18 protein-coding genes are annotated in these 20,215 nt (G+C 43.7%); 9 read left to right on the top strand and 9 right to left on the bottom strand.

All coding sequences use genetic code 11. The features are described 5' to 3' along the window. Positions 1-404 precede the first annotated feature (404 nt). The gene (gene putP / locus FTU45_RS01815; protein WP_180075809.1) at positions 405-1,913 is read left to right on the top strand and encodes a sodium/proline symporter PutP; all 1,509 of its coding nucleotides are present in this window, start codon (positions 405-407) and stop codon (positions 1,911-1,913) included. 77 nt (positions 1,914-1,990) lie between these two features. On the opposite strand, the gene FTU45_RS01810 is transcribed toward putP, so the two are convergent. Then, complete coding sequence (locus FTU45_RS01810) at positions 1,991-2,485, bottom strand: Lrp/AsnC ligand binding domain-containing protein (RefSeq protein WP_005096755.1); 495 nt, start codon at positions 2,483-2,485, stop codon at positions 1,991-1,993. Positions 2,486-2,604: 119 nt separating this feature from the next. Here FTU45_RS01810 and putA point away from each other — a divergent pair, with 119 nt between their 5' ends. The 4 genes from putA to FTU45_RS01790 all read left to right on the top strand — a co-directional run bounded on the left by putA (position 2,605) and on the right by FTU45_RS01790 (position 9,057). Continuing rightward, positions 2,605-6,357, top strand: coding sequence for a trifunctional transcriptional regulator/proline dehydrogenase/L-glutamate gamma-semialdehyde dehydrogenase (gene putA / locus FTU45_RS01805; protein WP_180075808.1), 3,753 nt, complete (start codon positions 2,605-2,607; stop codon positions 6,355-6,357). A 184-nt stretch (positions 6,358-6,541) separates the two neighbouring features. After that, positions 6,542-7,624, top strand: coding sequence for a tRNA (uridine(54)-C5)-methyltransferase TrmA (trmA, locus tag FTU45_RS01800; RefSeq protein ID WP_180075807.1), 1,083 nt, complete (start codon positions 6,542-6,544; stop codon positions 7,622-7,624). 243 nt (positions 7,625-7,867) lie between these two features. Further along, positions 7,868-8,092, top strand: coding sequence for a hypothetical protein (locus FTU45_RS01795; protein WP_005096749.1), 225 nt, complete (start codon positions 7,868-7,870; stop codon positions 8,090-8,092). Positions 8,093-8,496: 404 nt separating this feature from the next. Beyond that, positions 8,497-9,057, top strand: coding sequence for a lecithin retinol acyltransferase family protein (locus tag FTU45_RS01790; RefSeq protein ID WP_034608524.1), 561 nt, complete (start codon positions 8,497-8,499; stop codon positions 9,055-9,057). Positions 9,058-9,139: 82 nt separating this feature from the next. Here FTU45_RS01790 and FTU45_RS01785 read toward each other — a convergent pair whose 3' ends face one another. Next, positions 9,140-10,051, bottom strand: a complete 912-nt coding sequence (locus FTU45_RS01785) for a bestrophin family protein (protein WP_005096746.1) — start codon at positions 10,049-10,051, stop codon at positions 9,140-9,142. A gap of 68 nt (positions 10,052-10,119) precedes the next feature. Beyond that, positions 10,120-11,847, bottom strand: coding sequence for a glutamine--tRNA ligase/YqeY domain fusion protein (locus FTU45_RS01780; protein ID WP_005171137.1), 1,728 nt, complete (start codon positions 11,845-11,847; stop codon positions 10,120-10,122). 422 nt (positions 11,848-12,269) lie between these two features. Between FTU45_RS01780 and FTU45_RS01775 the strand changes: the two genes are divergently transcribed. Continuing rightward, positions 12,270-12,779: a peptidylprolyl isomerase gene (locus tag FTU45_RS01775; protein WP_005171140.1), complete on the top strand. Its 510-nt coding sequence runs from the start codon at positions 12,270-12,272 to the stop codon at positions 12,777-12,779. 110 nt (positions 12,780-12,889) lie between these two features. Next, positions 12,890-13,609: a UDP-2,3-diacylglucosamine diphosphatase gene (locus FTU45_RS01770; RefSeq protein ID WP_180075806.1), complete on the top strand. Its 720-nt coding sequence runs from the start codon at positions 12,890-12,892 to the stop codon at positions 13,607-13,609. A 29-nt stretch (positions 13,610-13,638) separates the two neighbouring features. Here the strand turns inward: FTU45_RS01770 and FTU45_RS01765 are convergent, their stop codons facing one another. Both FTU45_RS01765 and hpaI read right to left on the bottom strand, forming a co-directional pair. After that, positions 13,639-13,863 carry a transposase gene (locus tag FTU45_RS01765; protein ID WP_180075114.1) on the bottom strand — a complete coding sequence of 75 codons (225 nt, stop codon included), beginning with the start codon at positions 13,861-13,863 and terminating at the stop codon, positions 13,639-13,641. Between the two features lie 524 nt (positions 13,864-14,387). Further along, positions 14,388-15,182, bottom strand: a complete 795-nt coding sequence (hpaI, locus tag FTU45_RS01760) for a 4-hydroxy-2-oxoheptanedioate aldolase (RefSeq protein WP_180075805.1) — start codon at positions 15,180-15,182, stop codon at positions 14,388-14,390. A gap of 243 nt (positions 15,183-15,425) precedes the next feature. On the opposite strand from hpaI, the gene nfsB reads away from it, so the two are divergent. Next, entirely contained in the window at positions 15,426-16,079 is a 654-nt protein-coding gene (gene nfsB, locus FTU45_RS01755) for an oxygen-insensitive NAD(P)H nitroreductase (protein ID WP_180075804.1), read from the top strand. A gap of 106 nt (positions 16,080-16,185) precedes the next feature. Next, positions 16,186-16,413, top strand: coding sequence for a hypothetical protein (locus FTU45_RS15420; RefSeq protein ID WP_253602642.1), 228 nt, complete (start codon positions 16,186-16,188; stop codon positions 16,411-16,413). Here the strand turns inward: FTU45_RS15420 and FTU45_RS01745 are convergent. The 4 genes from FTU45_RS01745 to FTU45_RS01730 all read right to left on the bottom strand — a co-directional run bounded on the left by FTU45_RS01745 (position 16,376) and on the right by FTU45_RS01730 (position 20,099). Next, the gene (locus FTU45_RS01745) at positions 16,376-17,230 is read right to left on the bottom strand and encodes a DMT family transporter (protein WP_180075802.1); all 855 of its coding nucleotides are present in this window, start codon (positions 17,228-17,230) and stop codon (positions 16,376-16,378) included. The two genes, FTU45_RS15420 and FTU45_RS01745, sit on opposite strands and share 38 nt — an antisense overlap. 85 nt (positions 17,231-17,315) lie before the next feature. Further along, a complete protein-coding gene (gene fba, locus FTU45_RS01740; protein ID WP_100535006.1) occupies positions 17,316-18,356 on the bottom strand; it encodes a class II fructose-bisphosphate aldolase in 1,041 nt (346 codons plus the stop codon). A 119-nt stretch (positions 18,357-18,475) separates the two neighbouring features. Continuing rightward, complete coding sequence (locus FTU45_RS01735) at positions 18,476-18,754, bottom strand: hypothetical protein (protein ID WP_180075801.1); 279 nt, start codon at positions 18,752-18,754, stop codon at positions 18,476-18,478. 157 nt (positions 18,755-18,911) lie between these two features. Then, positions 18,912-20,099 (bottom strand): phosphoglycerate kinase, encoded by a 1,188-nt coding sequence (locus FTU45_RS01730; RefSeq protein WP_180000056.1) that lies wholly within the window; start codon positions 20,097-20,099, stop codon positions 18,912-18,914. Positions 20,100-20,215 lie beyond the last annotated feature (116 nt).

Raw genomic sequence — 20,215 nt, 5'->3', positions numbered from 1 at the left:
ATACCTTGGCGATGCACCGTATTTGGTGTGGTCTCAATATGAGCAAACAAATACAGAGCGAATAGGAGGACTTTAACCTAAATTTGCTAATATTTATTACCAATACAGTAAAGCTGTGAGTTTTGTAAGATCATGTAAATAAAAAGCTAAAATTTAAATATTTTAATTGCTTATTCTAAATTAGCTTCTTTTGCCTCAATCCAATACTTTATCTCTCTGTGTTAAGTGGCTTAACTTTCCTTAAGTTCCATCTAGTTAAATTGGTATTTACAATAAACATACATAAAAGCTGTGTAAATGTTACAGAGTGTAATTTTTAAACCGTGCTTGAATCACTGCCTTGTGATCTCCGTACAAAAAATCATCTGGAACGATGGTTTCCATATTTACAGGATGCCCTGCCTATGACTTATTTAAATCCGACCCTGATTACCTTCATGTTTTATATTATCGCCATGATTGCAATCGGTTTATATGCTTACCGTGCAACCTCCAATTTTGATGAATATATTTTAGGTGGACGTAGTCTGGGCAGTGTCGTTACAGCTCTTTCCGCAGGTGCATCAGATATGAGTGGCTGGCTGCTGATGGGTCTTCCGGGCGCAATTTACCTGTCTGGCCTGTCAGAAGCCTGGATTGCCATCGGCCTGATTATCGGAGCGTGGCTAAACTGGTTACTGGTGGCAGGTCGTCTACGGGCGCATACCGAATACCAGAATAATGCCCTGACCCTGCCAGATTATTTCACCAGCCGTTTTTCCGACCGCAAACGCATTTTACGGGTCTTGTCTGCCTTGGTGATTCTGGTGTTCTTTGCAATTTATTGTGCCTCGGGCATGGTCGCAGGTGCACGCCTGTTTGAAAGCCTGTTCGGCTGGAATTACACCACGGCGCTTATCATCGGTGCGATGGCGACAATTTTATATGTGTGTATTGGTGGTTTTCTGGCAATCAGCTGGACGGATACTTTTCAGGCCGGTTTGATGATCTTCGCACTGTTGCTGACCCCGATCATTACCTTCCTGGCCTTGGGTGACAATAGCCAGCAAGTGAGTGTCATCCTTGAATCTGCCCGTCCACATGCGTCCAGTATGCTTGAAGGCTTAAGCGTGGTGGCGATTATTTCCAGTCTGGCCTGGGGTTTGGGTTATTTTGGTCAACCACATATTTTAGTGCGCTTCATGGCAGCAGATTCAGTGAAGACCATTCCTGCTGCACGCCGTATTGGCATGACCTGGATGATTCTGTGTCTGGGCGGCGCAGTGGCAGCTGGTTATATCGGGATTGCCTATTTCACCGTTAATCCAGCATTCGCCTCGGTGGTGAACCAGAACCCTGAAACCGTGTTTATGGAATTGACTAAAATCCTGTTTAATCCATGGATCGCTGGCATCGTACTTGCAGCTATTCTGGCCGCGATTATGAGCACCTTGAGCTGTCAGCTTCTGGTCTGTTCAACCACCCTGACTGAAGATTTATACAAGAGCTTCCTGCGCAAAAATGCCTCGCAAAAAGAACTGATCTGGGTCGGTCGTGCTATGGTTTTAGTAATTGCGTTAATTGCGATTGCCTTGGCGATTAATCCGAACAGCAAGGTTTTAGGTCTGGTGGCTTATGCCTGGGCAGGCTTTGGTGCAGCATTTGGCCCCTTGATTATCTTGTCTCTGTTCTGGAAGCGTATGACCCTCAACGGCGCGATTGTCGGCATGCTGGTCGGTGCGGTGACGGTAATCGTCTGGAAAAACTATATGGGTGATACCGGCCTGTACGAGATTATTCCCGGTTTTATTCTGGCTACCCTGAGTATCGTGATTGTCAGCTTAGTGGATAAGGTACCGAGTGATGATGTGGTACATCGTTTTGAAATGGCCAAAGCTGAATATCAAAAAGAAATGGCTGAAATGAAAAAATAGTCTGGATATTCAATACAATAAAAGGGACTTTCGAGTCCCTTTTGTGTTTTTTAGATTAGTCGTTAATACGCTACAAATTATTTAGATTTTCCCGGTATTTTTAGATGGATCTGCTGACTTTCTTTAATCACCTCCATCACCGGATAACTGCGTGTTTCCTTGATCCCGGGCAGTTGCCATAAGATTTGCCCGGAAATTTTACGGAATTCATCCATATTGGCGCAGCGGATTTTTACCACAAAATCGAAACCGCCACTGATCATATGACATTCAATAATTTCTGGAATCTGCCGGACTGCATGGGAAAACTCATCTAAAACATTCGGTGTGGTTTTATCCAGTAAAATCTCTACAAAAACCACAAAAGCGTTATTGAGCAGATTTGGATTCAGACGGGCTTCGTAGCCCAGAATATAGCCTTCTTTGCTCAGTTTCTGCACCCGCGCCAGTGCCGCGGTCGGCGATAAATTTACCAGTTCAGCCAGTTTAATATTGGATAATTTGGCATCGGATTGTAATAAACTCAGGATACGAATATCTATACGGTCTAGGCTTAAATAAGGAGGCTGCATTAGAATTATTCTCTAAAAAATGTAAAAACTATAGTGAGATATTCGTCAAATATTCTGTGATTATAGATTAAAACTCGTTAGCCCCGCTAGATCTGATTGCAGCAGTACAGGATGTCACTATGCCGACCACACTAAGCCCCACCTATGGTTCAGATGCCATGAAGCAGCCAAATTATATCGCCGAATTCAAAGATAAAAATGAATACGAACAACGTATCAACACTGCATGGCGCCGTGCGGAAACTGAATGCGTCGAAGAACTCTTGCTGCATAGTGAAATTTCCTCCGAACTCAGTGACAAGATTCAAGCGCTTGCCTTTGATCTGGCGCATTCCTTGCGTGAACGTAAAAATTCAGGCGGTAAAGCGGGCATCGTACAAGGATTATTACAGGAATTTTCCCTATCTTCTCAGGAAGGCATTGCCCTGATGTGTCTGGCCGAAGCCTTGCTGCGTATTCCAGACAAAGCCACGCGTGACCTGCTGATCCGCGACAAGATCAATCAGGGCAACTGGAAAGAACATCTCGGTCAAAGCCAGCTGATGTTTGTCAATGCCGCAGCCTGGGGCTTGATGCTGACGGGTAAATTAATGGAAACCCCACAGCAAAAAAGCCTGTCCAGTTTATTAACCGGCATGTTGGCGCGCAGTGGTCGCGGCATTATCCGTAAGGCTGTCGATGTTGCCATGCGCATGATGGGCGAACAGTTTGTGACGGGTGAAACCATTGATGAGGCGCTGAAAAATGCAGAACGTCTGGAAGAAAAAGGCTTTCGTTATTCCTATGACATGCTTGGTGAAGCAGCACTGACCGATCCGGATGCGGAACGCTATTATCAGGATTATCAGCAAGCGATTCATGCCATCGGGCAAGCCTCGCAGGATAAAGACGTTTATGATGGCCCGGGCATTTCCATCAAACTCTCTGCCCTGCATCCGCGTTATCAGCGCGCGCAGGTCGATCGGGTACATGATGAACTGTATGGAAAAATGCTTAAACTCGCGGTCTTGGCGAAACAGTACAATATCGGTTTAAACATTGATGCCGAAGAAACTGATCGTCTGGAAATTTCCTTGCAACTGCTTGAACGCCTGTGTTTTGAGCCGCAATTACAAGACTGGAAAGGCATTGGCTTTGTGATTCAAGCCTATCAAAAACGCTGTTTCTATGTGGTAGATTATATTGTTGATCTGGCCAAACGTAGTCAGAAACGCCTGATGATTCGTCTGGTCAAAGGTGCCTATTGGGACAGCGAGATCAAGAAAGCACAGATTGAAGGCATGTCGGACTATCCGGTATTCACTCGTAAGGTGCATACCGATCTATCTTATATCGCCTGTGCGCGTAAATTATTGGCTGAACCGGATTATATCTATCCGCAATTTGCCACCCATAATGCACAAACGGTGGCCACGATTTACCAACTGGCGCAACCTGAGCAGTATTATGCGGGTCAATATGAATTCCAGTGTCTGCATGGCATGGGCGAACCCTTGTATGAAAATGTGGTGGGCGACAAATCGGCGAATAAACTCGGTGTCCCTTGTCGCATTTATGCGCCAGTCGGCAATCATGAAACCTTATTGGCTTATCTGGTGCGTCGTTTGCTGGAAAATGGCGCAAATACGTCTTTTGTCAACCGGATTGCCGACAAAACCCTAAATATCGAAGATTTGATTGAGAATCCACAACAAACGATTTTAAAAGCTGCACAGCAGGAAGTCATGATCGGTGCCAAGCATCCGCATATTCCTTATCCGCAAGATCTGTATGGCACACGTATTAACTCATCGGGTCTGGATCTCGCCAATGATGCAGAGCTGAGCGCCTTAAATGAAGTCGCTGCCAGCCTGAAAAACACACAATTTCAGGCAGCAGCCATGGGAACGGCGTTTACAGTGACCGACACAAGTAACGCAGTGCAAATCATCAATCCGGCACAACATCAGGATGTAGTCGGTACAGTCTATGAAGCGACTCAGGAACAGGCTGAAATTGCCTTAACGCAAGCTGTCAATGCACAAGGTTTCTGGGCCAATTTGCCAAAAAATGAGCGAGCAGCCTGCTTAAATAAAGCCGCGGATCTGATGGAACAGCGTTTGCTGACACTGATGGTGATTCTGTCCCGTGAGGCTGGGAAAACCTATTCCAATGCCATTGCCGAGGTCCGGGAGGCGGTAGATTTCTTGCGCTACTATGCCGGTCAGATGTTGGATTTAGCTGAAAATACACAGATTCAACCTTTGGGTACCGTACTGTGTATCAGTCCATGGAACTTCCCGTTGGCAATTTTTACCGGCCAGATTTCAGCAGCGCTGGTCGCGGGCAATACCGTTATTGCCAAACCGGCAGAACAGACCCCGCTGATTGCTGCACAAGCGGTGCAGATTTTATGGGAAGCGGGCATTCCGCAAGACGTCTTACAGCTCTTGCCGGGTCAAGGTGAAAGCATTGGTGCGCAGCTCAGTGCAGATTCACGCATTCAGGGTATCATGTTTACCGGCTCAACCGAGGTCGCCCATATTCTGCAAAAAACTGTAGCAGAACGTCTGAACCAGTTTGGCGAAAGTGTGACCCTGATTGCTGAAACCGGCGGTCAAAATGCCATGATTGTCGATTCATCTGCATTAACTGAGCAAGTGGTGCTTGATGTGGTTAATTCTGCCTATGACAGTGCCGGCCAGCGTTGTTCTGCTTTGCGTGTGCTCTGTGTGCAAGAAGATAACCTGGATGCTGTGCGCACGATGCTCAAAGGTGCCATGCAGCAGTTAAGAGTCGGCAATCCGATTTTATTAAAAACCGATATTGGTCCGGTGATTGATCTTGAGGCCCAGCAAAATATTCAGACGCATATTCAGCAGATGCGCAGCAAAGGTCACAAAGTCCATCAACTGATGTTTGACCAAGATGAGACTGAATTAACCCAAGGCACCTTTATTCCGCCAACATTGATTGAACTTCCAAACCTGAACGATCTGGAGCGTGAAGTCTTTGGTCCGGTGCTGCATCTGATCAGCTATAAATATGGTGAACTGGAACAGTTATTGGAACAGATCAACAGCAAAGGCTATGGTCTGACCATGGGCTTACACACACGTATTGATGAAACCATACAAACCGTGATTGCGCGAGCAGAAGTCGGTAACTTGTATATCAACCGTAATATCGTCGGTGCAGTTGTGGGTGTTCAGCCTTTCGGTGGTGAAGGCTTGTCCGGTACTGGCCCTAAAGCTGGTGGGCCGCTTTACATCTACCGTTTAATGCAGCAGCTTTCCGAGAAGAAACTGGCGCAGCCTTATGCCATGCGATCTGATCAAGCCCCTATTGAACACAAACCAGTCCAGGAATTTAAGGCTTGGGCCTCTAAAACTTTCCCCACAATCTCCTTAAAAGCACCCAGCCAGATTGCGACCGGACAAAGCTTTAGTTTGCAAGGTCCAACCGGCGAAGAAAACCAGTACATGATCTTGCCACGTGAAAGTGTTCTATCTTTGGCGCACACCGAGCAAGACCAGATTCAGCAAATTTTGGCCATTTTATCGGTCGGCAGTCGCCCTGCAGTATTGGCTGAAAATACTTTTGTGCTGAAATATCTACAAACAATGCCAAAAGCAGTTGCTGCCCGATTCAAAGTGATTCAAGACATTGAAAGTGGGGAATTTGATGCTGTATTACATCATGGTGATGCTGCGAAATTGATTGATTTACAGAAGCGTATTGCGGCTCGAAAAGGCCCCATTGTAGGAATCACGCATTTAAACTCAGGCAATCATGACATTCCGGTGGAGCGATTGGTGCTTGAACGGGCCATTAGCATCAATACGGCAGCAGCTGGTGGCAATGCCAGTTTGATGACGATGAGTCATCTCTAAATTAATCGAATCATCTTGGCATTTTTCTGTTCATGATTTCCTCTTTACGGCCAAATTTTTCTCCTCAGAGGGTTTGGTCTTTTTTATGCAGTTTTTAAAGCCGCTCAGCCACAATAGGCTTAGGCAGATCAGCAATTATTTGCTACCATTTGCGCTTTAAAATATTTGCGACTTCTTACTGCATATGACTTCATCTTATCAGCAACAACTCGATGCCAAAATTGAACGCATCAGCGCTCAGTTTGCCGAATATCAACCACCTGCCCTCGAAGTATTCCAGTCTCCTGAAAAATATTTCCGCATGCGTGCTGAATTTCGGATCTGGCATACTGAGGATGACATGTTCTATGCCATGTTCGAGCGCAATGAAGATCAACAGAAAAAAGTCATCCGCATTGATGAATTTCCGGTTGCAGACCTCAGTATCAATCAGTTGATGCCTAAATTGCTGCAAGCGCTCAAAGCAGATCCGTTATTATCGATACGTCTGTTTGAGGTACATTTTCTGGCGACCTTAAGTGGTCAGGTTCTGGTTTCTCTGATTTATCATCGTAAACTGGATGAAAGCTGGGAACCGGCAGCCAAAGCACTGGCAGAACAGTTAAATATCAAGTTAATTGGCCGCAGCCGTGGACAGAAGTTTGTCCTGTCTGATGAGTATGTGGTGGAAGAACTTTCTGTTTTTAATCGTACCTATCAATACAAACAGATCGAAAGCAGCTTTACCCAGCCGAATGCCCAAGTCTGCCAAAACATGCTGGAATGGGCATGTGATGCGGCAGAGCAATCTGATCAAGATTTGCTGGAATTATATTGTGGTAATGGTAACTTTACCCTGCCACTCTCGACCAAGTTCCGCCGTGTTCTGGCAACCGAGTTAGCCAAATCTTCAGTCTATGCGGCTGAGTGGAATATTGAGCAAAACCAGATTGAGAATATTCAGGTCGCGCGTCTTTCTGCAGAAGAGTTCACCCAAGCTTACAACGGCGAGCGTGTTTTCCGCCGCCTGCAAGAAGCCAATATTGATCTTGCGACTTATGACTTTGATACGGTATTTGTCGATCCACCGCGTGCCGGTATTGATGATGAAACGCTTAAACTATTACAGCGCTTCCAACGCATTATTTACATTTCTTGCAATCCAGACACATTGCATGACAATCTGAAACAGTTGTCTCAAACCCATAAAATCAGCAAATTCGCTATGTTTGATCAATTTCCATATACGCACCATGTAGAAACGGGCGTATTGTTAGAAAGAAGATAAAGAATTTGTTTCAATTTATTTTCTTGTTACAAAAAAGGAGTTTTTCGAAATTCCTTTTTTTATATCTTAAATCAATAACTTAATAACAAATTATCATTTGTACAGCTAAAAATATCGTTAGCTCTTTGAGCTTCAATCGGAAATTTTAAAGACTAACTGCTGCTTTTATCACATAGGTCCTATTGCTTTATTTATTTAATTGGCTATATTTCACTCTATGTTAGGTTGTTGTATGAAGGCTCTATGAGTTTTTGGCAAAAGTTGTTTTCTGTGGAACAACACAATGAACACAAGAATCAGATTGCTTGTGTAGAAAATGATTGCTCTTTCAAGACAAATGAACAGCTTCTTGAAGCTTTGTCTAAAGCAACTGATGAAGAGATCATCATCGGAATCAAAAAGGTTCTTGTATCACGCGGCTATAGCCGTAAGGAACTGAATGAACTTCAACACTTGCCCTTGCAGTAATCGGCAAAGGCTCTAGCCTGATCAAAAAAAGCACTTGTGTAACCAGGTGCTTTTTTTATATCTGTCGCTTTAATTACATTGAAGAAGAACCAAACTTAGAGAGTTCAATTGTATAAATCCGACTACACAACCTTCTGCCTTCTGTTGAGTAATTGGTAATAAATCTGAACACTTCTTCCTCTCACTTTTTCTGATTTTATTGAAATGTAAAAGTTAGCTTAGGCTATTTATAGGTGTTACTGAACAGATGTTCATCTGAATTCTGCCATACAGGTGATCAAGTCACTTGCTGCATACGCCTATTGCTTGTCTGCCTAAAATCAAGCAAAGCGTCGATTAATTTAGCAAAAGGCAGTACACTTGTTATTAAACTACAATGCTTTTTTAAATGGCTTAATTCTGATATGCAACAGACTAAACGGTTTCCCATAGGAGCGCACCTTATGGTTAAACATTTCGGTTATACCCATCATGGGATATACGCTGGACGTGGTCGTGTTATTCATTATTCGGGCTTTGCACATTTATTCAAGAAACGCCCCATTGAAATAACCTCTATTGAAAAATTCAGTCATGGCAAAGCGATTCATGTGCAACATTATGACTCAGCGAAATATAAAGGCCGTAAAGTTGTGCGTCGCATGCGTTCCAGAATGCATGAAAATAATTATCATTTAATTATCAATAATTGCGAACATCTGTGTACTTGGGCGATTACCGGCGTAGAAAGCAGCCCGCAAGTGATCTATATGATGAATCGCCTGACCACGATTGGTTATATCAGCTCGATGATGAGTTTCATGAACAGCATGTTCCTGACCCTGACCACGACGAGTTTTGCCTTGGCCTTGTACATCAAGAAGAAGCTTAGAGATAAAGCCAATCTGCGTTTGCAACAATACCGTGAATTGCAAGATCAGGCTAAAACGAAAGTGTCAGACCTGACTAATCTTAAACATCGTTAATTTAAAGCTCAGCCTGCCGATGATTTTTTGTTAGTAAGAAATTTTGAGTTCGGGTTTAAACTTTGATATTAAAAGGAACAGATCAGGTTAAATAACCTTTTTTGGCCTGAATCGCTTCAGGTAAACCTTTACCCAAAGAGCTTAAGGTTTCCCGTTCTACCAGTCGTACCATTGAATCGAGTGGCAGATCATTATCCTGTAGCCCAAAAGGCTCTTCTAGCTCAGCACTGAGCTCATCTAGGCCTAAGAGCATATAAGCAATCAACCCGACCAGAATCGGCGTCCACAGGCCCAGATTGGCCTGCAAACTAAAAGGTAAAATAAAACAGAACGAATACACTGCACGATGTAACAGTACCGAATAAGAAAATGGCAATGGCGTCGACAGTATCCGGTCACAACCGGCCTGAATATTGCCCAAGGCCACAGTATGCTGATTCAAATTATTATAAATAATATCGCTGATGTTGCCCTGCTTATATTGCTGAACCAACTCCTTTTGCATCTGTTCCAGCACCCATTGTGAAGGATTGATTTGCACGAGCAACTGATCGAATGCCATATTTTCAAAATGCGTGGTTGTTTGGTAATGCTGAATACTTTGTACTTGCTGTCTGAGCCGGTCACGCAACAGATGGCTAAACAGCATCATGCGATATAACAAGACCTCGCGGGTCTGATCATCCAGCACATGGCTGTCCCGGCATAAATGACGTGTGGTGGCGATTAGCGCTCCCCAGAGCTTGCGCCCTTCCCACCAGCGCTCATAACATGCCGTATTTCTAAAGCTGAGAAAGATCGAAAGAATCACACCAAAAATGGTAAAGCCGATTGCGGGTACGGCAGGAAGATTCACAAAATGTGCCTGACTCAAATAGACCAGTAGGCCGGAAATAAAGACCACCAAGACTAAAGCCGGCAATACCTTAGGCAAAATTGTGCCCTGCCAGGCAAACAGTAAACCGATACTATTGTTTTTATCACGCACAATCATGGCATTTTCCCTGCTGTATTGAAAAAGCCCAACCGAAGTTGGGCTTTTAATATCTGATTTAAACCTGATTATTTGCCTGGCTTGAAACTGTCTTTCAAGTCAAGAATACGGTTAAATACTGGTTTCTTGCTATTATGATCGTATTGATCGGCAACGAAGTAACCTTCACGCTCAAACTGGAAGCGATCTTCCGGTTGAGCTTGCGCCAATGCCGGCTCAATCACGGCTTGAACCACCTTTAATGATTCAGGGTTCAGGTTGGCCAGGAAGTCATCACCCACTTCAGGATCCGACTCAGTGAACAGACGTTCATAAATACGGACTTCGGCAGGCACACCTTTAGTCGCAGATACCCAGTGAACCACGCCTTTCACCTTGCGGCCTTCAGGGTTCTTACCCAAAGTTTCAGGATCAATCGAACATTTCAGCTCAACCACTTCACCATTTTCATCTTTAATGACTTCATCACATTTGATCACATAGGCATGACGTAAACGTACTTCACCACCTGGAATCAGACGTTTAAAGCCTTTTGGTGGTTCTTCCTCAAAGTCTTTACGGTCAATAAACAGCTCAGTGGTTAAAGGAATCACGCGTTCGCCCATGTCCACGTTCGGATGACGTGAATGGGTCAGATCCATATCGGCTGGCAAGTTGCTTAAGGTCACTTTCAGTGGATTTAACACGGCCATACCACGCGCTGCGGTATTTTCCAGAGACTGGCGGATGCAATATTCCAGCATCGCGACATCGACAATACTACCATCCACTTTCGATACACCGACACGCTGGCAGAAATCACGCAGACCTTCAGGTGTAAAACCACGGCGACGCATACCGACTACAGTTGGCATACGTGGATCGTCCCAACCATTCACATGAGCACCTTCAACCAGTTTACGTAATTTACGTTTCGAGGTGATAGTGTAATCCACATTCAAACGGCTAGATTCGTACTGACGTGGCACAGATGGTGATTTAACCTTTGCCACCACCCAGTCATAGAACGGACGGTGATCCTGGAACTCTAATGTACAAAGCGAGTGGGTAATGCCTTCAATCGCATCAGACAATGGATGCGCATAGTCGTACATTGGATAAATTTTCCACGTATCGCCCGTCTGATGGTGCGCTGAATGCAAGATACGATACAAGATCGGATCACGCATATGTACGTTCGGTGAGGTCATATCGATTTTAGCGCGTAAAACAGCCTGACCTTCAGCATATTCACCGCTACGCATCTTCTCAAAACGTTCCAGATTCTCTGCAACAGTTGCATCACGTTGTGGCGAGTTCTTACCCGGCTCGACAAAGTTACCGCGGTTTAAACGGATGTCTTCGGGGCTTTGTAAATCCACATAGGCATCACCCTGTTCAATCAGCTGAACCGCCCATGTATAAAGTTGATCAAAATAGCTCGATGCATAGCGCGGCTCGCCCTCCCACTGGAAGCCCAACCATTTCACATCATTGGCAATACCATCAACATATTCCTGTTCTTCAGCATCCGGATTGGTATCATCAAAACGAAGATTACACACACCCTGGAATTCTTCAGCAATCCCAAAGTTCAAGCAAATTGCTTTCACATGGCCAATATGTAAGTAGCCATTTGGCTCAGGCGGAAAACGCGTGACGATCTGTTGGGTACGACCAGCGGCTAAATCATCGGTAATGACCTGACGTACAAAGTCCAAGCCCGGTTGTTGTTCTTGCTGCTGCACTGAATCGACTGCATTGTTCTTTTGGGTCGGGTTCTCGGGCAGAGATGTCACAACATCATTTGGCTTCATGATCAATCATTCACTTCTAAAGTTAAAAAGGGATTAACGAATATTTAATCGCACAGGTTGTACGCATATTCATTATCAAAGTTCCTTAGTTTAACTAGAGGTGAATAATCTCTCAACCGCTAACTCGGGTATTTGATTTCAATTCACCCATTTTAAAAAATGAAAATACGGTGAGTTGCCTGAAACTAAAATATCAGTGCTTGTACAAGCAGTAAAATCATTAATTTACGCCAATTCAAAATAGGGTACCTGATAGGGCAATATCTGAAATGCCTTGATAAATCAACGTATAAATAAGGTACTATTTTTATGCTTTTAACAAAGAAAATAATGTTTTTACTTGCCTAGTCGATTGTAGTTTGCTTATGCTTCACTCATTCAGAAAAAACCATGGCACTCGTCCATGATTAGGAGATTACACAATGAGTTTTCCTCAAGTCGAATTAAACACCAATAAAGGTCGTATTGTTCTTGAACTCAATGCTGAAAAAGCACCTAAAACAGTGGCTAACTTTTTAGAATATGTGCGTGACGGTTTTTATGACGGCGTAATTTTCCACCGTGTAATTGATGGTTTCATGATCCAGGGTGGTGGTATGGATGAAAACTTCAAAGAAAAAGCGACCCGTGATGCAATCGAAAATGAAGCAGACAATGGCTTAACTAACGATTTGGGCACAATTGCCATGGCGCGTACGCAAGCTCCACATTCTGCATCTGCTCAATTCTTCATTAACGTTGGCAACAACGCATTCCTTAACCATTCTGGTAAAACAGCACAAGGTTGGGGTTATGCCGTATTTGGTAAAGTGACTGACGGCATGGACATTGTCAACGAAATTAAAGGCGTTCGTACTGGCAACCGTGGCTACCACGCTGATGTTCCACTAGAAAATGTAGTTATTGAGTCTGCAAAAATCATTTCTGAATAAAAAACGTCCTCTCCGTTCTTTATGAGTTTTAAAGCGATGCTTTAAAACAGTGTAATGGAAAATCCCTCATATAAATGAGGGATCTAGAGAGGAATAAAAGGAAAAGATTCGTGACCTATCTGTTTATCTCAGATTTACATTTGTCACCTGATCACCCTCGACTTGTTCGGGGGTTTTTAGATTTATTGACCGAATATCAAGATCAAAATACCCGATTGTATATTTTGGGTGACTGGTTCAATGCCTGGATCGGTGATGACTATACAGCCCCATGGCTGGACGAAATTATCACTGCCTTAAAACAGTTTATTCAGGCTGGCAATCAGGTATATTTTCAGGCAGGCAACCGGGATTTTGTTCTCGGCAGCAAGTTTTTAGCTCAATTTGGCGGAAAGCTGCTTCCTGAGATAGACCAACTGAACATTGCAAGAACACGTTTTCGCCTGGAACATGGTGATGCACTGTGTACCGATGACATCGCTTATCAGCGCTTTAAAAAGATTATCCGGCATCCACTTCTGCTAGGCTTATTAAAGCGTACACCGCTGTCTTTCCGTAAAAAATTAGCCAATGGCTTTCGTCAGCAAAGTCATCAGGCGCAGCAGTTTAAAAGCTATGAAGTGATGGATGTTAATGATCAGGCCGTTGAGTTGGCATTAACAGATGTAGATGTTCTGATTCATGGCCATACACATCGTGCAGCCATTCACCAGCTAGGACAGAAAAAAAGAATCGTACTCGGCGACTGGAAAGAAGATCGTGCAGAGATTCTAGAAATTCAGGAAAATCAAAGCTTTGACACCCTAAAACTAAAAAAGTGGCGATATTAATCGGCCACTTTTTTAAGACATCTATTTGTTTAACACAAGCGATAAAGCTGGTTTACACCGGTATAGAAACTTTTACCATCAAGATTAAACAGGATTTCTTCACCAGTTTGCAGCTGGATCATTTTTCCAACTTCGACCCAGATAAAACCATCCTGAGTGTTTTGTTTACGCTTTAACGGAACCAGTTTAACATTAATTTCGCCACCATTTACGGCAGTGGCGGTATGCCATTCATTTAAAATATTCAAAATAATTACTCATAAAATGAGCTTTTTGTGACTGTACAAAGAGATTAATAAAACCAAATTTGTATAATAATTCTGTAGTTACTAGATGTTATCCAAGCTCAAAGGCTTGAACCAAAAGTGAATCACAATTAGCTAGAAATAATAAAAGCGAGAACTATACTCGCTCGAAGTGTTATCACTATACACCTTATTTTTCATGAAAGCAAACATACATTGTCATTACAAATAATGCCTGCCTGATTTTTAAAACAATGATTGTGCAGAAATTTTATGAAGGTAATTGTCTTTGATAGATATCACTTTTATAAATGATTCACAGCTGCTACAAGGCCATTAAAACAAATAGCAGACAGCAAAAGTTCAGTTCTGCTCTTCTCATCATTCAGGAAAGAAGCATATTACGCCTTATGTTAGGCCAAAAAACAGACAATCATCTTGTTAGATTTGAATGAATAGATCATTGCAGACAAGTTCTGATTAAAAATCATTCAGAATCTTATCTAATCCATTCATTCAGACCTGATAAATGATTAATATCCCGTATTTGTTTTAATTACATTTATATCTGTTTTATATTTTCCCAACAAATCCCGCAATGAATTCATCAGAACGCTGGTATCAACGCCTACTGCAACAAACTCAGTGCCAAGTTCGATATATTTTTGCGTCACTTCATGCTGGGTCGACAAAATCCCTGCAGCCTTGCCAGCTGCACGAATCCGCTGAATTGCATCAATTACAGCTTTTTGTACTTCAGGATGATTCGGATCACCTTGATAACCCATAGTGGCAGACAGATCAACGGCACCAATAAATACCCCATCAATCCCGTCGATCTGAAGAATAGCATCCAGATTTTCCAGTCCTGTGACCGATTCAATCTGGATTAATAGACAGATTTCTTCATGTGCAGTCTGATAATAATTTGGAATGCTGTTCCAGCGGGTGGCACGTGCCAGTGCAGCACCAACGCCACGAATCCCTTCAGGTGGATAACGGACTGCCTTGACCATGAGTTCGGCCTGTTCCACGGTTTCTACCATCGGAATCAACAGCGTCTGTGCACCGATATCGAGGAGTTGCTTGATCAGTTGCACGCTACCAATGGGCGGTCGTACCACTGCTTGCGAGGGATAAGCAGCAATACTTTGCAGTTGCGACAAAGTCGTTCTCAAATCACTGGGCGCATGCTCACCATCAATCAGCAGCCAGTCATAGCCTGCATTTGCCGCAATCTCGGTGCCATAGGCATCCGCCAGTCCAATCCATAAGCCGATTTGCTGCTGGGTTTTCAGTTTGTGTTTAAAATAATTGGTGACTTGCATCCGCTAACCTATTTTCATGTTGCCGGCGATGTCTCTTATTAAACGCTTCTCACTTAAAAGTGCCAATAGACAAAAACTGGGTTTTAATCTGATTTAACTCTAAGTTTTGCTTGAATCCAACTCAAGATCATTTCAGAACAGGCTTTGCCTGATGCTTTTTTATTGTAATAATCAGGGTATGTGAAAAATGTATATATTTAAAACTTCTACTCGCTGTTTATTTAAAAAGATTGGAGTCCATTGATGGATTTACTCAAGATCACACAAACCCGCTATACCACTAAAGCCTATGATCCTAGCAAGAAAATCCCGGCAGAACAGTTCGAGCGCTTATTAGAAATTTTGCGTCTGGCACCCTCTTCGATCAATATTCAGCCTTGGCATTTTTTTATTGCCGATCATGATGCCGCCAAACAGCGCATTGCCAAAGCCTTGATCGGTACTTATGCCTACAATGCACCCAAAGTTCTGGATTCTTCGCATACTATTTTATTTTGCACCAAAGCCGATATTAATGAGCTGCATCTGGAAAACTTACTGAATCGCGATGATCTCAGCGGGCGTTTTAAAGATGAATCGGCCAAAGAAGGTCAGAAAAACACCCGTGCAGGCTATATTCATTATTATCGTAATGAAAAAGGTGACATTCAGCGCTGGGCTGAAAATCAGACCTTTATTGCGCTCGGTCAGATGCTGTTGGCTGCCGGAATTGAAGGTGTCGATGCCACACCAATTGGCGGCTTTGATGAAGAGATAATTAGTGAAGAATTACAACTCGCAGAACAGGGTTTAATTCCTTCTGTCTTGCTGACTTTGGGTTATCGCAGTGAAAATGACTTCAATGCCAAACTGCCGAAATCACGTCTACCCGCTGAAGACATTTTCACCAAACTGTAAGGATCTTATGCTATAAAAGGGGCCAGGCGCCCCTTTCCATATCAGTTCGGGCCTATTTTTTGCTTTATTTAATTGTCATCCAATAGAATAACAATAGAGGTCATCTATGTCGCTCCTTACCTCCAAATCCCTGAAATTTGCATGCCATCATTGCGATAAAATTTATCTCCAACACTACCAAGATCAACAGCATCGTTATCCGCACTGTCCTGACTGCCAACAGGCGGGTTTACTGCTTGGACTGGCCGAAGCAGGCGACCTGCTGCGACATCCGATTGAATTTGCATCTTCTTATGTCAAGCAGACATTGCATAAGCTAGGCAAATCACACTAGTGAGACCTAGCAGTAAACCCGCGGCACTTGCAGGTTTGAGTCGCTCTTTAAAGAACATCACACCTGCAATTACCCCCAAAACCACCACCAGAATATTCATGCCAGCAAAGACAATTGCCGGCGAATCCTTGAGCAGCATATGGGCTTTGACATAAAACGCAATATTGGCAAAATTCAGCACACCCAATAACAGACCAGCGCCGATATTCTGTATCGACCCCAAGCTTTTATATTTAAACAGCAGATAGCCCATCGATATGATCAGAGCGCAAATAAACATCAGATTGAGTGCAACGGCGAACTGCAGACCTAAACTGGTTGTATATTTTAATAATACATCAATCAGTGCATAACCCACCCAGACTAGCCCCAGATACAACATGCCCTGATTACCCTGGCCTGATCCTTGCCGATGTGAAAATAAAATACACAGCACTGCGCCAATACCTAGGGCAATACCGAGTATTTTCAGCTGATTAAACTGTTCCTGAAAAATAAAATAAGCCGCCGCCAGTGACAAGACTACAGAAAGCCGCTGGGCAATTTCTGTTTTTAAAATTCCAGCGCTTTCCAAGGCTTTAGCCAGAAACAGAAATACACTTGGAAGTAAAATACCCAATGCCAGAATAAGCAACCATGGTGTCTGGCTTGGCGAAATATGCTGGATATCCGGCTTGAACCAGAAAAAGCACAACAAGCTGGCGGTGGCATAATTCCAGCTAATCATGTGGATCGGACTCAGCCCTCTGTTTTTGGCGACTTTTAATAATATTGAGACCACAACGCTACACAGCGCTGCTGCGAAAATCAGTTCCATATGCTGCTCTTATTCTTGATCTTTATCAGTCTACAAAAAAGCCCACATTCGCTGTGGGCTTTTTCTATAAATGATTCACTGGGAATTATTTATTATAGTACGACACCATTTTCTCTAAAGAAATTGGGCGAATCTTGTCTGCATTACCGGCAGTACCAAATGCTTCATAACGGTCTACACAGATTTGCTTCATGGCATCAACCGTTGCGCTGAAGAATTTACGAGGATCGAATTCGCTTGGTTTTTCTGCCATCATACGACGCATTGCACCTGTAGATGCTAAACGCAAGTCAGTATCGATGTTGATTTTACGCACGCCATGTTTGATCGCTTCAACCAGCTGCTCAACCGGAACACCATAAGTTTCCTTGATGTCGCCGCCATACTGGTTAATTACTGCCAACCACTCTTGTGGCACAGAGCTTGAACCGTGCATAACCAAATGCGTATTTGGAAGTGCCGCATGAATTTCTTTAATGCGGTCAATCGCCAGAATATCGCCTGTAGGTGGACGCGTAAATTTGTACGCACCGTGTGAAGTACCTACAGCAATCGCCAGCGCATCCACATTGGTATCTGCAACGAAACTACGTGCTTCTTCAACTGAAGTCAGAAGTTGAGAATGATCAAGTACGCCTTCTGCGCCTACGCCATCTTCTTCACCCGCCATACCTGTTTCAAGGCTACCTAAACAACCGATCTCACCTTCTACAGAAACGCCACATGCATGTGCCATCTGAACCGTACGACGAGTCACATCAACGTTGTATTCGTATGAAGTTGGGGTTTTGCCATCTTCACCAAGTGAGCCGTCCATCATCACTGATGAAAAGCCGAGCTGGATTGAACGTTGGCAAATGTCAGGGCTGGTTCCGTGGTCTTGGTGCATTACCACTGGAATATGTGGCCATTCTTCAATTGCAGCCAAAATCAGGTGACGCAAGAACGGAGCGCCTGCATATTTACGCGCACCCGCAGATGCTTGTACGATAACAGGTGAATTGGTTGCATCTGCTGCAAGCATAATTGCACGCATTTGTTCTAAGTTGTTTACGTTAAATGCTGGTACGCCGTAAGCATGTTCGCCGGCGTGATCCAAGAGCTGGCGCAATGAAATAAGAGCCATAATATCCTCCCAGTGAATGCCACATATTCTACATGTTCAAAGGTTTCAATTCAGCAACAAATAACACTATTTAAAAAAAATCCCTGCTTTTGCAGGGATTTTATCTCACATGCACTGGATTAAGGTGCTACAGGCTCAGAAGTCGCTGTAACTGACTGGTCTGCAGTTGCTTCATCTGCTGGCGCATTGGCAATTTCAGCTGGAATATCGGTATTTTTTTCATCTAAAACTGGCTGGTCAATAGCATCAATGGCTGCTTTCTGCTCTGGCGTTATAGTCTCATTGGCCACTGCTGCCGAGCTTTCTGTTTCAGCGACCGGTGCATTTTCCTGTTTCGCACATGCAGTCAGTGCCAATGATGCAGCGAATAAAGCCGCCAAAGTTAACTGTTTTTTCATCACGTGATCTCATCATTTGGTGATTTAATGACTGCATCTTATGACAGATTTATTGCATTTTCATGACGAAGCCATGAAGGAGAATCTATCTTTGTCAAAAAATAGACATAAAAAAAGCTGGCATACGCCAGCTTTTTTTTCACCTTAAAAGATGCAATCAAGCACGTTCTAAGAGTACAGCAACTGCAGGAAGGGTTTTACCTTCAACGAATTCGAGGAATGCACCACCACCCGTAGAAATATAGCCAATTTTATCTGCTACTTCGTACTTGTCGATTGCAGCTAATGTGTCACCACCACCCGCGATCGAGAAACCGGCAGATTCAGCAATCGCTAAAGATAAAGTTTTGGTACCTTCACCGAATTGATCGACTTCAAATACACCCACCGGGCCATTCCAGAGAATGGTTTTAGAGGTTTTCAGGATTTCTGCAAATGCTTTCGCCGTTTCTGGACCTACATCCAGAATCATGTCGTTATCAGCAACATCGGCAACATTTTTCACAGTTGCTTTCGCAGCAGCCAATGAACCCAGGAAATCTTCAAAGTTGATTTCAGAGGCATCGGCAACCACAACGTCAGTTGGAAGTGGCACTGATACTTTTGCAGCAATGGCTTTTGCAGTATCGATCAGATCTTTTTCACACAGTGACTTACCAACGTTATAGCCTGCCGCAGCAAGGAAAGTATTGGCAATACCACCACCCACGATCAATTGATCGCAGATGTCAGACAGTGAAGTCAACACATCAAGTTTAGTCGATACTTTAGAACCAGCAACAATTGCCACCATTGGCTTTTCAGGTGTCTTAAGTGCACGGCCTAGTGCATCAAGTTCAGCTGCAAGCAATGGACCTGCCGCAGCTACTTTGGCTAAACGCGCTACGCCTTCAGTCGATGCTTCTGCACGGTGCGCTGTACCGAATGCATCCATCACGAATACATCACACAGCGCTGCATATTTTGCAGCAAGTTCAGGATTGTTTTTCTTTTCACCAACGTTAAAACGGCAGTTCTCAAGTAACACAACTTGACCCGGCTGAACCTCAACGCCATCTAGGTAGTCGGTCAATAATTTTACGTCTTGACCCAAAGCTTCAGTCAAGTAAGCCGCTACAGGTGCAAGCGATTGTTCAGCTTTAGGCTCACCTTCAACCGGACGACCAAGGTGAGAATACACCATCACTGCAGCGCCTTTTTCAACTGCTGCCTGAATGGTTGGCAATGCTGCACGAAGACGCGCATCGCTGGTGATCACACCATTTTTAACAGGAACGTTTAAATCTTCACGGATCAGAACACGTTTACCTGCTAAATCGAGGTCAGTCATACGCTGAAAGTTCATGTAGAGCTCACTTTATAGATATTAAAACCAGCCGATTTTAAATGATTATGCAGAAAAAGGTTAGCATCTTTTGCAGAAAACATTCTGAATGCCAAAGTTTTGTTATGATAGAAAAA

The sequence above is a fragment of the Acinetobacter sp. YH12106 genome (genome assembly GCF_013418995.1).
GTDB classification, from domain to species: domain Bacteria; phylum Pseudomonadota; class Gammaproteobacteria; order Pseudomonadales; family Moraxellaceae; genus Acinetobacter; species Acinetobacter pseudolwoffii.
This window is presented reverse-complemented; position numbering and strand designations above follow the sequence as displayed.

Coding starts and splice junctions, on each gene's coding strand:
- FTU45_RS01730 (WP_180000056.1), bottom strand. CDS start 20,099: ATGAACTTTCAGCGTATGACTGACCTCGATTTAGCAGGTAAACGTGTT.
- hpaI (WP_180075805.1), bottom strand. CDS start 15,182: ATGCAAGTCACCAATTATTTTAAACACAAACTGAAAACCCAGCAGCAA.
- FTU45_RS01790 (WP_034608524.1), top strand. CDS start 8,497: ATGCAACAGACTAAACGGTTTCCCATAGGAGCGCACCTTATGGTTAAA.
- FTU45_RS15420 (WP_253602642.1), top strand. CDS start 16,186: ATGTCGCTCCTTACCTCCAAATCCCTGAAATTTGCATGCCATCATTGC.
- putA (WP_180075808.1), top strand. CDS start 2,605: ATGCCGACCACACTAAGCCCCACCTATGGTTCAGATGCCATGAAGCAG.
- putP (WP_180075809.1), top strand. CDS start 405: ATGACTTATTTAAATCCGACCCTGATTACCTTCATGTTTTATATTATC.
- FTU45_RS01810 (WP_005096755.1), bottom strand. CDS start 2,485: ATGCAGCCTCCTTATTTAAGCCTAGACCGTATAGATATTCGTATCCTG.
- trmA (WP_180075807.1), top strand. CDS start 6,542: ATGACTTCATCTTATCAGCAACAACTCGATGCCAAAATTGAACGCATC.
- FTU45_RS01795 (WP_005096749.1), top strand. CDS start 7,868: ATGAGTTTTTGGCAAAAGTTGTTTTCTGTGGAACAACACAATGAACAC.
- FTU45_RS01745 (WP_180075802.1), bottom strand. CDS start 17,230: ATGGAACTGATTTTCGCAGCAGCGCTGTGTAGCGTTGTGGTCTCAATA.
- nfsB (WP_180075804.1), top strand. CDS start 15,426: ATGGATTTACTCAAGATCACACAAACCCGCTATACCACTAAAGCCTAT.
- FTU45_RS01780 (WP_005171137.1), bottom strand. CDS start 11,847: ATGAAGCCAAATGATGTTGTGACATCTCTGCCCGAGAACCCGACCCAA.
- fba (WP_100535006.1), bottom strand. CDS start 18,356: ATGGCTCTTATTTCATTGCGCCAGCTCTTGGATCACGCCGGCGAACAT.
- FTU45_RS01785 (WP_005096746.1), bottom strand. CDS start 10,051: ATGATTGTGCGTGATAAAAACAATAGTATCGGTTTACTGTTTGCCTGG.
- FTU45_RS01735 (WP_180075801.1), bottom strand. CDS start 18,754: ATGAAAAAACAGTTAACTTTGGCGGCTTTATTCGCTGCATCATTGGCA.
- FTU45_RS01775 (WP_005171140.1), top strand. CDS start 12,270: ATGAGTTTTCCTCAAGTCGAATTAAACACCAATAAAGGTCGTATTGTT.